A 14,438-nucleotide genomic window follows, 5' to 3' on the forward strand; every position below is an offset into this window, starting at 1 on the left:
CTGGTAGCGGTTTTTGTATAAGGGCTGTAGATGCCTGTCCAGTTTTTTGTAGATCATATGTAGATGCCGGAAATTAGCAGAATAAATAGATTCGCTGTAGCTTTGAGCCACTTTATTGGCCATAACCCAATAACCCGGTAGCTAATAAATATTAACATTTTAGTCATATAAATAACGATAAAGCCTAAATATTAATCATGTACATTGTTTACGAAGTCCGTACCCAGGAACACAAAACTGTAGCCCACCCGGAAGTAGCCTGTCCCCTTTGTCAGCAGCAGGGTGGTGTCCATATCGCCATCCGCCAGCGATACATATGGTGGTTTGGTCCTATGTGTCCGACCAGCAAATTCGGCATCGCCTGGTGCGAGCACTGCGACCAGAAGATCCCTAAGGTAAAATGGAGCAAGGCCCTGGAACAGGCGTACCGGGATGATAAATCATCCGTGAAAACGCCCCTGCGTTTATGGAGGGGGATGCTGGTCATCGGAGGACTGTTGGCAACCCTGAGCGTAGTAGGTATGGTAAGAACAAAAATGCGCGCAGCAGACGCCGGCATACAAACCGAATACTTTGCCAATCCACAGGTGGGGGATATCTATTATGCCCATACCGGCGGTGAAATGAAAGTGGAGGGCAACAGTGCCAGCAGTATTAACGAGGTATACGCCCTGTTTAAAGTAGTGAAGGTAGATGGTGACAGTGTATTTGTAGTACAGGGCAACGGAAGTCGCGTAAGTACCGCTGGTAAAGTTATCAATGAGTACGTCTCTGGCTTTTGGGACAGCATAGAAAAGGAAACGACGGCATATGGGACTACCCCCATTATTATTTCGCACCAAAGCATGACCCAGTACCAGTTTTTTACGCCGTTGCCAAGAGAAAAAGATGCCACGCCCGGGAGGATAGCCCAGATAAAACGTCCCGGAAAATAATGTCTATCTACAAAATTTATTATCATGGAACAGGAAAAACCTTCGGAAAAGAAAATAAAATGGTCTAATCCCCACCGGGATGTGGATTACGAATATGTAAACCGCACCTCTAAAAGCCCCTGGCCCGCTAGTATTATGTTTACCGCATTCGGACTGGGGGCCATATATATGGGCTGGCTCAGGTACAACGAATTGCTCGAATGGCAAAGCAACGGCACTACCATCCGTATGCGCACGCTGGAAAAGCTCTGCTATGACCTGGCGGGTATCTGGCTGTTCCCATTGATACTGGTGCTGTTCGGTTTGTTCATGATCCTGGCTGCCGTCCTCCATTTCCGCCGGAATCAAAAATTAAAGAAATCGTAAAATGGTCATCACAAACGTAACAGAAAAAGAACCCGTTAACCAGGTAAAGGTAACTATCCCACCCTGTCAGAAATGCAAAGGCACAGAGGGTACCCTGTACATCGACTATTTCATTAGTTACCAGAAGATACTGGGCATCAATATCCTGGCCTCGCATAGCAAGAAAGCGGCAGTGCATTGCGATGCCTGTGGCAACTATATCAAGCGGGGGCCCTGGTCACCAGAGCTGAAAGCCCTGGAGCAATCGGAGCTGGCAAAAGTAAAGATCTCATTTTGGAAACGATATGGCGGCTGGATATCGATACTCCTGGTCATAGCGGCCATTGAAATCTATTACAGGATTAAAGCTCATTTTCATTAAACTATATTTTCTATGGATAGTAAAACAATCGTTATTCAGAGAATAGAGAAGAAGCTGGCCGCTTCAGAAAAAACCATCAAAGTATGGGTACCGGTATGCCTGGTAGCCGGACTGGCATTTGGCATCTGGGGCTATCAGCAAATAACCACGTCCGGCGCCAGCTGGATATTCGCCGTGGGCATTGCACTCATCGTCATCCCGTTGGCTTTGCTGTACGATGGTCTGAAAAACCGGAAAGATAAACGCTTGCTGGAATATGCGAAAGATCAGCCAGCTAAGATCGTATGGATCTACCATCATATCCTGCGAATGAATGGCGTACCGCAGGAAAGTATGATGATAGGAGACGATGAAGGCAACATCTTTAAGATGCCCATCATCCGGAAACGTGGACAGGAAGATGAGCTGATGAATGCATTGGTAAATACCTTCCCGCAGGCAGTGATAGGGTTTTCGCATGAGCTGAAAAAGTTGTATGCCCGAAATCCTAAGCAGTTCAGGGAGCAGGTAACGCAACAGCAGTAAAAACAGACAGGGGTTTCATTAAGTATACAGCCTTCCAATGATGTCATTGGGGGGCTTTTTTTTGTCGGATTTATACAAACGCCCGTTTGTTGTGAGAGGTATTTTTGATGCATGAAATTCATTACACAATTATTCATCGGCAGCTGTATAGTAATCACCCTGTATGCCTGCCATACGGTGAAGCAAACAAACCATACAAACATGGAACAAAGGATCAGTGTATTAACATTAGGCGCAGATGATTTACCTGCCATGCGGGCCTTTTATGAAGATAAGCTGGGCTGGAAGCCCGTAGCGCAAAACAAGTATATCGTTTTTTACCAGATGAACGGGTTCCTGTTTAGTTTGGCGAAGCGGCCTTTCCTGGCCGATTTTGTTGGCATTTCACCAGAAGGCAGCGGTTTTCGTGCAGTGATAACAGGGTATAATGTAGCGTCGGAAGCGGAAGTGAGGGAGATATACGATCGCCTCAAAACCAAGGGGGTAAAGATCGTAAAAAGCCCCACCGTACCTTCATTTGGAGGATTATTTTTTTACTTCCAGGACGTAGAGGGTAATTTGCTGGAAGTAGCTTATAATCCGTTAATCCCGCTCAATGATCATCGGGATGCGGTGGGGCATAAGTCGATTGATCATCTTTAAATCAAATCGCCGTCACCTTCAATACCACACTGGTTCTGCGCGCGCTCACCTCAGGATTGAAACCAATGTTCATCAGGAAGTCACCGGAGTAAGTCTTCGTACTGTGGATCGTAGATTTCGTACCCGGGTATACATTGATCTCTTCTATTTTATACTGCTTGTCCGGCGCCAGCCCTTTCATTTTGATGGGGAGGCCAATGGTGGTGGTATAGGTAGTGGCTACGTAATAGTTGAATACAACGGCTTCGTCTTTGTTGCTGTTCACGTAAGCCATAGACGTCACTTTCTCCTTATACGGATCTTGCAGGCGGTATTGTTCGCCGTGCCAGATAATATCTTTAATGCTGTTGTAGCATTTCACGGCCTGCTGAGCAAAAAGCAAGTCTTGCGGTGCCAGCTCATTGACCCGTATATCAAATCCCAGCTTGCCCATCATAGCTACGTCTGTCCTGAATTTGATGGGCTGTTTTCCCATATCGGTTACATGGTTGTCGAGCGCGATGGCGGGGAAATAGTAGGAATATTCCCACTGGATAAAGATCCGGTCAAAGGCATTGGTGTTATCGCTGGGCCAAAACTCCGTGAAGTATTGCAGGGCGCCGTAGTCTACCCGGGAGCCGCCGCCGGCGCATAGCATCATGGGTGTGAGCGGATGTTTGCGACGTAGTCTTTCCAGGATGTTGTACCATCCTTGTACATAGGCTACATAAAAATGATCCTGGTTCTCGAGGTAGGGGGAGTGGGCGTTATAGATGAGGGAATTACAGTCCCATTTAATAAATGCCAGGCCGGGAATTTCGTTGAAAAGTCCATCCACGGTGTTGTAGATGAAATCCTGTACAGCGGGGTTAGCCAGGTCCAGCACCAGCTGGTTGCGCATGTAGTATTCCTTCCTGCCGGGTTCCCGCACTACCCAGTCGGGGTGTTTTTCATATAGTTCACTGTGGGGATTGACCATCTCCGGTTCTATCCAGATACCGAATTTTACGCTGTTGGTGGTAGCATTGCGGGCCAGGGATACTAACCCGTTGGGCAGCTTTTGTTTGTTAGGCTGCCAGTCGCCCAGGCCGCCATTGGCGTTGTTCCGGGGATATTTATTACCAAACCAGCCGTCGTCGAGGAGGAATACATCGACGCCTAATTTTTTAGTGTCCTGGATCAGGGCATTAAGTTTGGCATCGTCGAAATCGAAGTAGGTGGTTTCCCAGTTGTTGAGCAGCGTAGATCTTTCACCGTTACCATCGGCCAACTGGTAGTTGCGTGCCCAACGCTGCAAGTGCTGGCTGGCGGCGCCTTTGCCCTGGTTGCTGTAAGTGAATATAAATTTCGGCGTTACAAAGGGTGTTCCCGGCGCCAGGGTGTAGTTGGACGCGAAGTTGTTGATGCCGGCAGTTACCCGCAGGTAGTATTCATCAAAGGTTTCGAAGTCTATCCTGAAATTGCCGGTCCAGGCGAGGGTGCCTGCTATTACTTCGCCGGCATCTTCTGTAGCCGGTTGGTTGAGCGATACCATAAAGGAAGAAGATTGCAGGAGGTTGGTCCTGGTGCCTAGTTTGGCGTCCAGGGTTTTGATGCCATGCGTTAATGGTTCTTCTTCGGAAGCCATCTCCCGGCCCCAGCCACTATGGTGACTCTTCAGGTAAAAGTTTTTGCCGGGCAATGTCAGGCTGGCGGAGGCGTATTTGTTCAGGACGATATTGCCCTTTTCACGATGCGAAATAGCTGTCCACTGTTCGATGACATCCTCCTGGTAATAGGATTGGTAGTACAGGGTTACCTGCAGGCGATACCGGCTGTCTTCCAGCTGGATGGTAGTCAGTGTGCGGTTGTTATCGATCTTTTGAATGGTATGGGAAACATAGTGCAGCACTACCGATTTGTCGCCATTGGCGTGGGTTACGGATAATGCCGGTTCCAGCAGGGTCAGTGAACCGGCGCTGGTATAGGCTTCCCTTTTGTTGTAAAGGTCGTCGTTGCCTGGCTTGAATTTATCCAGTCCGCGGATTTGCTGGTAATCGCCGGTATGTGATAACCGGGGACCAAAATGCGTAAAGATAAGTGCGCTGTCAGCATCGGTTTCCAGTATCAATGCCGTACGGTTGGTTTCAATGTTAATCATCGTTTGTGCAACAACGTTGTACCTGGTGGCAATGATGCTGGCGAATAATAAGAAAACCAGTCTGGTATTCATGATGGGGAAATATCTTGATAATGTATTTGATGATTTAGGAGATAAATGTAGAATAAATATTGTCGATTATATATTTATTTACAAGGCCAATGACGAAGTGTGGCCGGATGTCCCCCCTATAATGTCTTTTCTGCACCCTGTATGCCAACAGAAAGCGGCCTAACTTTGTTAGTATATTGTATCACCCACTAACAAATACAGTTATGAATAACCAGGATTTCACCACTACCATCGTAGTAAATAGCACTCCCGAAGCCGCTTACCAGGCCATCAACAATGTACGGGGATGGTGGTTGGGACAAATAGAAGGACCGACCGATCAACTCAACGATGAGTTCAGCTACCGCAATCATGGCATCCACTACAGCAAGCACCGGATCACGGAATTGGTACCCGGTAAAAAGGTAGCCTGGCTGACCACTGATAGCTCCCTGGAATTTGTGGAAGATAAAAACGAGTGGACAGGTACCAGCATTACTTTCGACATTGCCGGTGCAGGTAACCAAACGGAAATACGTTTTACACATCATGGACTCGTACCTAGTTGTCCATGCTTCGGCCCCTGCTCCGGTGGTTGGATGCATTTTATTAATAGCAGCCTGCAAAGTTTTATCGACACAGGCAAAGGAAAGCCCATGTAATTGTTTCACGCCAAGGAGCAAAGAAGGAAAGACGCAAAGGAAGTAGTAATATTTTCCCTTTGCGTCTTTCCTTCTTTGCTCCTTGGCGTGATTATTATCCTTTCAATATCTTCGTTTTTTCTGCATCAAATTCCGCGGCAGATAAAATCCCTGCATCCAACAATTCTTTCAGGTCCAGCAAGGCCTGCTTCTTATTGGTAATGCTACTGCCACCTGCAGCTGCAGGCGCTGGTGCAGTGTTTTGCACTGCTTTGGCTGCTGTAGAATTATAACTGAGCAGCAGGGCGGCAATTTCATTATACCCTTTTATGGCAGCATAGTCGATGGCTTTTTGCTCTTTGGTATTTACCACAGATACGTCGGCACCCTGTTCCAGCAGGTATTTGACAATATCCTTTTTCCCACCGGAGGCAGCGTAGTGAAGCGGTGTATTGCCCGATTCATCTTGTATATTGATGTTAGCGCCTTTTTCCAGCAGCAGCTTTACCATGCTCAGGTGGCCATTTTTGGCTGCCACATGTAAAAGGCTTTCACCACCATAACTATACGTGTGATGCAGGCTGAAAGCACTGTCCATCGATAGGTTGGATGCACTCTCCACCCAGTCGAGGTAGCTGTTCATACTGGCGGTATCGGCCGACAGCGGCTGGCTGAAATTAACATCTATGCCTTTGTCGAGGAACAGGCTCACTATTTCCTTCTGATTGTTGGCACATGCATACCAGATGGGCGACAGTCCGTTCTTAGAGGTGATAAATATATCTGCGCCCTGTTCTACCAGCAACTGCGTAAGCGCGCGGTTGGTATCATAGCAGGCAATCAGCAGGGGCGATTCGCCGGCATGATTGATATGATTCACGGCGGCATGATTGTCGAGCAGGCAGGTAACCATCACCGGATTTTTAGCGCGAACCGCCACTATCAGCGGACTATCACCGGCTTTGTTGGTGGTGTTTACATTGGCGCCGTGGTTAATCAGCGTTTGTACGATTTCTTTATTACGCCAGGCGGCAGCAATCAGTAAAGGTGTTTCGGCCTGGTTGTTTTCCAGGTCTACTTCCACGCCCTTGTCCAGCAAGGCATCCACCAGTTCTTTTTGTCCGGTTTTGGCGGTAAGGTGCAATAGGCTATTTCCCTGCAGATCGTTGATATTGGTGCGGGCGCCTTTTTCCAACAGGTAAAGGGCTGCCTGTTTTTGTTTTTGCAGGCAGGCAAAGTAAAAGGGCGTTTCCCCGTTATGATCTTCATAATCCAGGTCGGCACCGGCTTCCAGCAATAACTTTACCATATCCAGGTAGCCATGATGCGCGGTATAGTGGAGGGCTGTCCTGCCTTTTTCATCCGTGTAGGCAACATCCACTTCGTTGTTAGCCAGTAATATCTCTGCTATTTTGCGTTTGCCGCTTTCACAGGCAATAATAAATGACATGGACATAGTGCTATGCTTTATGTTTTAAGAGTAACTCCACTGCTTTGGCTTTCAGGTTATCCTGTGCGGCCAGGTCCATGGGAAGTTGATCAAGGTCGTTGGTAATATTGGGATCGGCGCCCTGCTCCAGCAGTATTTTCACTTTCCGGTACAGCTGTTTGGCGGCTTCCTGGTCGTAGTTAACGTTATACGCGCAAACTTTATGCAGCAGGGTATTGCCCTGGTTATCCCGGCGATCGAGGGTTACGGCGCCGGCATCCAGTACGGCTTGCAGGGTATCGGCCGGCTGTTCGGTGATCCAGTCCAGGGCCGCTTTGTCGGTGCCATAATAAATGGATGTTTGATAGATATCAGCGCCATCCTGCAGTAGCGCCTTCAGCAGTTCAACTTCCGACTCGCTTCCGCGGCGGCGCATGCGTACGGCGCCACCAAGAACGGTTTCCCCGTTTTTATTGACGATGTCAAAATCGGGCGATGCGTAGGCCGTCAGCTTGCGATAGAGTTTCGTATCACATACCTGGTGAACGATAGCGGCATAAAACACGGTTTCCCCATCTTTGCCCGGTTGGTTAGGATCTGCACCCTGTTGCAGTAACAGGTCGATATACTTCTCTTTCCTTTTTCCTACTGCCAGGTGCAGCGGCGTTTCCCGTACAATATTGCCGGCATTGGGGTCCAGGCCTTCCTGTATAAGATATTCCAGGTATACTACGCCGGTATCTTCTTTAATACCAAATTCCTGTACTATTTTATAGAGATAATTTTCCTCGTAGTTGTTTTTGTATTGGAGGTTGCAACCTGCATCTACCAGCGCTTTAATCGCTTCTATCGGGGCAGAGAGATTGAAAGCCAGTTCCAGCAAGGTTTTATCCTGTACGGCATCGTTGATATTATCCAGCCTGGAGAGGAAGGAAGACAGGAAGCTGAGTTCCTCGGGGCTGTTGCCCAGGTAGCGGAACAGGCTTTCAAATACGCTGCCATCCAGCTTTTCATATTCGTATACATCGGTTTCAATGATACGATCTTTGATCATAGCATCGATGATATCGAAGGCTTTTAACCGGAACAAGGTATCCAGTATTTGTCTTTTGTCGTGAGCCAGGTCTTTCGGTAATTTTTCTCCGTCAGCTAGTTTTTGACGGACTTCTGCTACATTACCTCTTCTCAGCGCATCGGTCAGCGCATTTGTTTCGTGCATAGTTTCCTGATTTTTCGGGTCAATTTTTTGGTTTGAGATATGGATCTCCTGAAAGCATCTGCCTGAGTTAACAATAACAAACCTTTGCGGGCATAGCAGTCAATAGGATCAAACTTCCGATATTTCTCCCGAAAATTCAAGAAACCGTCAAAAAAAGTGTATATCCGGATGAAAATTGGCCTGTTTTCTCCGGAAAAATAACAAGAAGATCATACGTGGTTCTCCGGTTCAATGGATAGTATCGGTATGGCTGTTATAAATAATTTTCCCGTTACGGATCGTATACACCACATCTGCAAAATGGCGGACGTCGTCGTGCGGATCGGCCTGCAGTATAACGAAGTCGCCATCCATGCCTTTGGCAATGCGGCCGCTATGTGCGTCCTGCCCAAATCTGCGTGCAGGCGTTATCGTTAGGGAGGCCAGGATCTGGTCAAAGTTTAGCCCGGCTGCCGCCAATAGCATAAATTCTTCCGTGGTGCTATAGTCGGAGATATAGCCCACATCGGTGCCAAAGAGGATTTCGCCTCCTGCGGCAGCATAAGCCCGGAGCTGTTGCAGGGCGGTTGTTACCAGTGGATTATCCTGCCAGGGGATATGCTTTTTCTCCAGTTCCCACTTGTATAGTTTCAGGGTAGGGATGAGGGCTATTTTATGCTGGAGCAGCAGGGTCACTTCTTCCTTATTCCAGTTACGATAGCCATCGGGCGATACATGTGCCAGGATGTCGACGCCGCCGGCAATGGCAATAGTCAGGCCGGTATCGGCAGTGGGATGGGCAAAAACCGGTTTGTGATACCGGTGGGCGGTGCGACTGGCAGCCTGTAATATATCTACCGGCATCGGGACTACGCCATGTCCATCGGGAGAAGCCGACCACAACTTGATACCATCGGCGCCGGCTTGTATCTGCTGCATCACAAACGCTTCCGCTTCCGCCGGGGTATTGATTTCCGGGAGCTTCAACGGTTGTATATAAAAAGGGCTTCCATGCGGGGGCACAAAAGGCACGCCTACCGTGAGTATCGCCGGGCCATTCACTTCCCCCGACGCCACCCTGGCTTTCAGCGCCAGCAGGTTAGGATAGTCCAGCGCAGCCAGGTCAAATACATGGGTAAAACCATGACTGTTGATCATGTTATTCATATGCCGGGTTAATTCCGCCGCAGGTGCGTTGGCCGCATTGGCCCACTCAGGAGCAATAAAATGCACATGGCTGTTCCAGAATCCTGCCATCATCACCAATCCTTTGCAGTCCAGCACTTCCGCTTGCGCGGGGATCTTTATCGTTTTACTGTTTCCCACGGCGGTTATTTTTCCGCCAGTAATGATCACGGTACTATTTTCCAGCGGTGGTTTTCCGGGAGAAGTGTAGATACGTGCGCCGGTCAGTGCCAGGCACGAATGAACGGGCGTTTGGGCATAACCGGTGCTGCAAAGCAAGGATAGTAACAGGAGCAGATATGTTTTCATGATGTGGGTATTTCTACTATGAAAATAACGATTAATACAGGTATACCATCAAACTGGTACCAACCGGAACGCTGGCGTGATGAAAAGCCCGTTTTTTGTAATAATGCATAGAAAGCAGGATATTACAATACCTGAAACATTGTTTATGAACTCAACCAAACAAATCGCCAAACATTTCCGGGATGTTCACCTGGGAGGAAACTGGACCAGCGTTAACCTGAAAGACACACTGGCCGGTATCAACTGGCAGCAGGCCACGACGAGGATCGATGATCTCAACACCATTGCTGTATTGGTATTTCACATTAACTACTACGTGGGTGTTATCACCAGGGTATTACAGGGTGGTCCGCTGGAAGGTAATGATAAACTGAGCTTCAACGTACCGCCGATATCTTCTGAAGAAGCGTGGCAGGCGCTGGTCAATAAAGCGATTACAGAAGCAGAACAGATGACCATGCTGATCGAAAAACTCGATGATGCTACCCTACAGGAAAACTTTACGGATCCTAAATATGGTAGCTATTTCAGAAATTTACTGGGGGTAACGGAGCATACACATTATCACCTGGGGCAGATCGCTATCCTGAAAAAGATCATCCGTAACAGGGGGATGTTATCATGATAGGTTGATTTTACGTATATTTATGAAGGGAATGCACAATTGTATCAAAATCAGGTATACATGAATCCTCCGGATCACCTTCCAATTATAAAGGGCGTAATTGCCGATTACTATTATGATCCATCCGGCATTTTATATTCCTATTCCAAAGGCATACGCAGAACAGTGGAAAATATTTCCGGCAATATCGCATTGGTAAAGCAGGTGACGGGTAATAAGAAGGTGCCGTTGCTGATATATCTTACCGATTCTCCTGTTCCTGATAAGGCCACCCGCGAATTTTCTACCACGCAATTACCGCACGTATATACCGCTATGGCCATGGTGTCTAAACCCGGCCTGTCGCAGCTGATCATGCGTATCCTGTTTAAATTAAAGACGCCTCCTATTCCCATGAAATCATTTACCCGGGATACAGAGGCAAGAGAATGGCTATTGCAGTTTGTTTAATGGGCAAACAAGTACCTGTTGTCAAATACACTTAAACTGTTACATATGAACTGGAGTCTGATTTTCAAATTATCGCTCTTTGGCCTGGCCATGGCGCTTGGCACCGTTTATTTTATCCCTTCCAACGTAGAACCATTCTGCTGGGTAATTATTTTCATCATCTGCGCTTATTTCATTGCGAAGTACTGCACCGCAAGGTTTTTCCAGCATGGATTTATGGTGAGCATTTTTAATTGTGTATGGATTACTGCCATACATATACTGCTGTTTAAAACCTACCTCTCATGGCATCCAAAAGAGGCCGAAATGATGACACATATGCCATTGCCAGATAGTCCCCGTTTAATGATGCTCATGACAGGGCCGGTGATCGGCGTTATCTCCGGGCTGGTACAGGGATTGTTCGCCTATGTGGCATCGAAGGCGATAAAGCGCTGATGACAACGGGCCATCGGTTTTATATCGGCATCCTTTTATAGAAAACCTGTTTCAGGTTATCGCAAGACTTAGGCGTTACCACCAATGGTATTTTTTCTACCAGTATCTGGCTACTGTCCAGTCCAAACGCTTTACTGTCTGAAGTAGCCAGTTTGTTGATAGCAAAATAGCTGTTGAGAATAAAACCTTCGCTGACGGAAAACTCATTATCGTACGACAGCACATTTTCGAAGATGACGAACTTATAGTTGTTCAGGTTTTCGGCGATGAGTGCGGGGTAGCGTTGAAGAATATTCAACTCCTTGTTTTGCAGCATATCTTTTACCACGCTCCTGAACATCAGGCCTATCCTGGGTTGTACACGGAAGCCCAACCGGAAATCTATGCGGATAACTTTACCTTCGCTCATTTCTTCCACGCCATATTCCATGGTGAAAGGCTCGTCGGTACGTTCCAGGTGTATCAGCCAGTACATATCCGCGCGCTTGGGAGTTTTCTCGAAGATGGACGTCAACACCCTTTTTTCAATCTGGTTGGCATGATCTGCTTTCGTGAGATAAATTAAGTGCGACGAAGTTTTTGGCGTGGTAACGTCGTTACTCAAGGCAGCTACCTGCGGCAGGTATTTATTCAGATGCACAAAACTGAGGAAGCGGTTGGTGATCTTACGGGCGTTGAACCAGATGTACATCGTGGAGATCAGCCCCAGTTCAAATACCAGGAAGAACAACCGTTTAACGATCTTTACCGCATTGGCTACAAAGAAGGAGGATTCTACCGCAATAAACAACAACATGATCACCGATACGATCCATAAAGGATAATGCTTTACATAGCGGAGGAAGTAAAACATCAGTATAGTGGTCATCAGCATGGCGATGGTGATGGAAAAGCCATAGGCCGCAGTCATCGATTCGCTGGTGCGGAAGTATAATACTACCAGGAAACAGCCAATGCAGAGTATCCAGTTAATGCTGGGGATATAGATTTGTCCGCGGATATTGGTAGGAAATTTCACCGTTACTTTGGGCCAGAAATTTAAGCTGATGGCTTCACTGATCAGGGTAAAAGAACCGCTGATCAGGGCCTGGCTGGCAATAATGGAGGCGCAGGTAGCAATCAGGATGGAAGGCAACAGGAACCAATGCGGCACAATGGCGAAAAACGGGTTAGCCCCATCCAGGCTGGTTTTGTGCTGTAATAATGTCCAGGCGCCTTGTCCCAGGTAATTGAGGATCAATGTTACTTTTACAAATATCCATGACGCCTGGATATTCTTTTTACCGCAGTGCCCCAGGTCAGAATACAGGGCTTCAGCCCCCGTAGTGCAGAGGAATACGGCGCCCAGCAGCCAGAATCCTTTGGGATGGGCCGTCAGTAATTCCAGCCCGTATTTGGGATTTAAGGCCAGGAAGATATGTGGATAATGAATAATCTGACTGATACCCAATATGCCCAGCATCATAAACCAAAGGAACATGACCGGGCCAAACGCGCCGCCGACTATTTTTGTACCGAAGCGCTGGAAGATAAAAAGCGCGAGGATAATTACCAGCACAATTTCTACCACCAGGTTATTACCGGGAACAATAACGTCTTTCAGCCAGGGAACCATGTTCAGGCCTTCTATTGCTGAGGTTACGGTAATGGGAGGTGTGATAATGCCATCTGCCAGCAGGGTACCGGCGCCAATGATGGCAGGGAAGACCAACTTCGGCCCAAATCGCCGTACCAGCGCATACAGGGAAAATACACCGCCCTCACCCCGGTTATCGGCTTGGAGGGTAATGATCACATATTTGAAAGTGGTTTGCAGGGTCAGTGTCCAGAAAATACAGGAGATGGCGCCAAACACGAGGTGCTCATCAATAAACCCGCCATCATTCATAATGGTCTGAAAAGTATATAGGGGAGAGGTACCAATATCTCCATAAATAATTCCAAGTGCAATCAACAGACCAGCGGTCGTAATGCGCTTAAAATGACGATGATGAGCATCCATGTTGCAGGTATAAATAAAACGTATATGCCAACCCGAAAGGGCCAGGCAGCTGACAGATTCCAAGCAGGGTTTTTATACCCTGGTATAATTCGGCGCGAATGTACAACTTGTGGGGTTCACAAGGGGAGCAGAGGGGGAAGATAAAGGGGATTTTAAGCGTATTTTAAGGAGTATAGAGAAGAGAAAATATAAAGGCTCCGGATCATGCGACCGGAGCCTTTATATTTTAATGGGCAAAATGGTTACCTGGCCAGGTTAACGGTCAGGTTTATTTCAAAAGCGCCATTGGTATAATTACTTAAACCCGCGGTCTGAGAGTTGTAAATCACCTGGAAACCTGCGATAGACCTGTAATTGGCTCCGGCTCCCACGCTAAAGCTTTTAGTACTGTGATACAGGCCGAAAACATTCAGCTGGTTTTGGAGGAAGGCAAAGTTGGCGCCGGCGTCTACAATGTCTTTGTAACCTTTGATCCCACGCAGGCAAACTTTGGGCTCAATAGAGCTCAGCTGTTCACCGGTTTCGAATTTATAGCCTGCGGCGGCAAAAAAGAGCGCCCGGTCAATCCCTGCATCCGTATCGCGGGTTTTAACGGCGCTTACCAGGTTGGGTATGGCGGCCTGAACAGTAAGACCTTTACGGGTAAATGCCATCCCGAAATCTGCTTCAAAATAGTTGTCCCTCCTGTTGAAGGCATTGATATTCGGATCGGTCACATCTCCATTGAGCTTTTGCGTATCCAGGCGCCGGGCAATGAAAGCGCCAGACAACCCGAAATGTAATGCACTGGCACCATTTGCACTCAATGGCAGGTGATAGGCATACGTAAACGCCACCTTGGTATTGTTGAGCAACCCGGCTTTGTCGTTGTAAATATTCATGCCGATACCTACCCGTTTAAACAACATGTAGTCGGCCGACAACGCCTTCGACTCGGGCGCCCCGGGGATGCCCGACCACTGACGCCGGTAGGCCAGCGTTACATGCAACCCGGTATCTATGCCTGCCATGGCCGCATTGGCCATATAAGGCGCCTGGAAGTATTGTGCCGTCATAGGTTCATCCAACGGAGGGGTATTACCTACCGTTTGTGCGTTTGTATGAAAGCTGCTGAGGGCAAATACTCCCAGTGACATCACATATCTGATAAATTGTTTCATAC

General features: G+C 47.7%; 15 protein-coding genes. 9 read left to right on the top strand and 6 right to left on the bottom strand.

Features of this window, described 5'->3' with window-relative positions:
* Nucleotides 1–197: 197 nt before the first annotated feature.
* From HGH91_RS28305 to HGH91_RS28325, 5 genes are all read left to right on the top strand, one after another.
* Complete coding sequence (locus HGH91_RS28305) at nucleotides 198–935, top strand: hypothetical protein (RefSeq protein ID WP_168742619.1); 738 nt, start codon at nucleotides 198–200, stop codon at nucleotides 933–935.
* 24 nt (nucleotides 936–959) lie between these two features.
* Entirely contained in the window at nucleotides 960–1,301 is a 342-nt protein-coding gene (locus HGH91_RS28310) for a hypothetical protein (protein ID WP_168742620.1), read from the top strand.
* Between the two features lies 1 nt (nucleotide 1,302).
* Nucleotides 1,303–1,662, top strand: a complete 360-nt coding sequence (locus HGH91_RS28315; RefSeq protein ID WP_168742621.1) for a hypothetical protein — start codon at nucleotides 1,303–1,305, stop codon at nucleotides 1,660–1,662.
* A 12-nt stretch (nucleotides 1,663–1,674) separates the two neighbouring features.
* Nucleotides 1,675–2,187 carry a hypothetical protein gene (locus tag HGH91_RS28320; RefSeq protein WP_168742622.1) on the top strand — a complete coding sequence of 171 codons (513 nt, stop codon included), beginning with the start codon at nucleotides 1,675–1,677 and terminating at the stop codon, nucleotides 2,185–2,187.
* Nucleotides 2,188–2,388: 201 nt separating this feature from the next.
* Nucleotides 2,389–2,829: a VOC family protein gene (locus tag HGH91_RS28325; RefSeq protein WP_168742623.1), complete on the top strand. Its 441-nt coding sequence runs from the start codon at nucleotides 2,389–2,391 to the stop codon at nucleotides 2,827–2,829.
* A 1-nt stretch (nucleotide 2,830) separates the two neighbouring features.
* Here HGH91_RS28325 and HGH91_RS28330 read toward each other — a convergent pair whose 3' ends face one another.
* On the bottom strand, nucleotides 2,831–5,020 hold the full coding sequence (locus HGH91_RS28330; RefSeq protein WP_168742624.1) for an alpha-galactosidase: 2,190 nt from the start codon (nucleotides 5,018–5,020) through the stop codon (nucleotides 2,831–2,833).
* 203 nt (nucleotides 5,021–5,223) lie between these two features.
* Here HGH91_RS28330 and HGH91_RS28335 point away from each other — a divergent pair, with 203 nt between their 5' ends.
* Nucleotides 5,224–5,661 carry an SRPBCC family protein gene (locus HGH91_RS28335; protein ID WP_168742625.1) on the top strand — a complete coding sequence of 146 codons (438 nt, stop codon included), beginning with the start codon at nucleotides 5,224–5,226 and terminating at the stop codon, nucleotides 5,659–5,661.
* Nucleotides 5,662–5,755: 94 nt separating this feature from the next.
* On the opposite strand, the gene HGH91_RS28340 is transcribed toward HGH91_RS28335, so the two are convergent.
* The 3 genes from HGH91_RS28340 to HGH91_RS28350 all read right to left on the bottom strand — a co-directional run bounded on the left by HGH91_RS28340 (nucleotide 5,756) and on the right by HGH91_RS28350 (nucleotide 9,761).
* Nucleotides 5,756–7,096 carry an ankyrin repeat domain-containing protein gene (locus tag HGH91_RS28340; RefSeq protein ID WP_168742626.1) on the bottom strand — a complete coding sequence of 447 codons (1,341 nt, stop codon included), beginning with the start codon at nucleotides 7,094–7,096 and terminating at the stop codon, nucleotides 5,756–5,758.
* Nucleotides 7,097–7,100: 4 nt separating this feature from the next.
* Nucleotides 7,101–8,288 (bottom strand): ankyrin repeat domain-containing protein, encoded by a 1,188-nt coding sequence (locus HGH91_RS28345; protein ID WP_168742627.1) that lies wholly within the window; start codon nucleotides 8,286–8,288, stop codon nucleotides 7,101–7,103.
* 228 nt (nucleotides 8,289–8,516) lie between these two features.
* Nucleotides 8,517–9,761, bottom strand: coding sequence for an amidohydrolase family protein (locus tag HGH91_RS28350; protein WP_168742628.1), 1,245 nt, complete (start codon nucleotides 9,759–9,761; stop codon nucleotides 8,517–8,519).
* Between the two features lie 145 nt (nucleotides 9,762–9,906).
* On the opposite strand from HGH91_RS28350, the gene HGH91_RS28355 reads away from it, so the two are divergent.
* Genes HGH91_RS28355 through HGH91_RS28365 form a run of 3 tightly spaced genes read left to right on the top strand, consistent with a single transcriptional unit; the run spans nucleotide 9,907 to nucleotide 11,274 of the window.
* Nucleotides 9,907–10,386 carry a DinB family protein gene (locus HGH91_RS28355; protein ID WP_168742629.1) on the top strand — a complete coding sequence of 160 codons (480 nt, stop codon included), beginning with the start codon at nucleotides 9,907–9,909 and terminating at the stop codon, nucleotides 10,384–10,386.
* 60 nt (nucleotides 10,387–10,446) lie between these two features.
* Nucleotides 10,447–10,836 (top strand): STAS/SEC14 domain-containing protein, encoded by a 390-nt coding sequence (locus HGH91_RS28360; protein ID WP_168742630.1) that lies wholly within the window; start codon nucleotides 10,447–10,449, stop codon nucleotides 10,834–10,836.
* Nucleotides 10,837–10,881: 45 nt separating this feature from the next.
* Nucleotides 10,882–11,274: a hypothetical protein gene (locus HGH91_RS28365; protein WP_168742631.1), complete on the top strand. Its 393-nt coding sequence runs from the start codon at nucleotides 10,882–10,884 to the stop codon at nucleotides 11,272–11,274.
* Between the two features lie 19 nt (nucleotides 11,275–11,293).
* Here HGH91_RS28365 and HGH91_RS28370 read toward each other — a convergent pair whose 3' ends face one another.
* Together HGH91_RS28370 and HGH91_RS28375 are read right to left on the bottom strand one after the other, a co-directional pair.
* The gene (locus HGH91_RS28370) at nucleotides 11,294–13,276 is read right to left on the bottom strand and encodes a KUP/HAK/KT family potassium transporter (protein ID WP_168742632.1); all 1,983 of its coding nucleotides are present in this window, start codon (nucleotides 13,274–13,276) and stop codon (nucleotides 11,294–11,296) included.
* 242 nt (nucleotides 13,277–13,518) lie between these two features.
* Nucleotides 13,519–14,436 (bottom strand): PorP/SprF family type IX secretion system membrane protein, encoded by a 918-nt coding sequence (locus HGH91_RS28375; RefSeq protein ID WP_168742633.1) that lies wholly within the window; start codon nucleotides 14,434–14,436, stop codon nucleotides 13,519–13,521.
* Between the last annotated feature and the right edge of the window lie 2 nt (nucleotides 14,437–14,438).

It is taken from the genome of Chitinophaga eiseniae, from assembly GCF_012641265.1.
Lineage (GTDB): Bacteria > Bacteroidota > Bacteroidia > Chitinophagales > Chitinophagaceae > Chitinophaga > Chitinophaga eiseniae_A.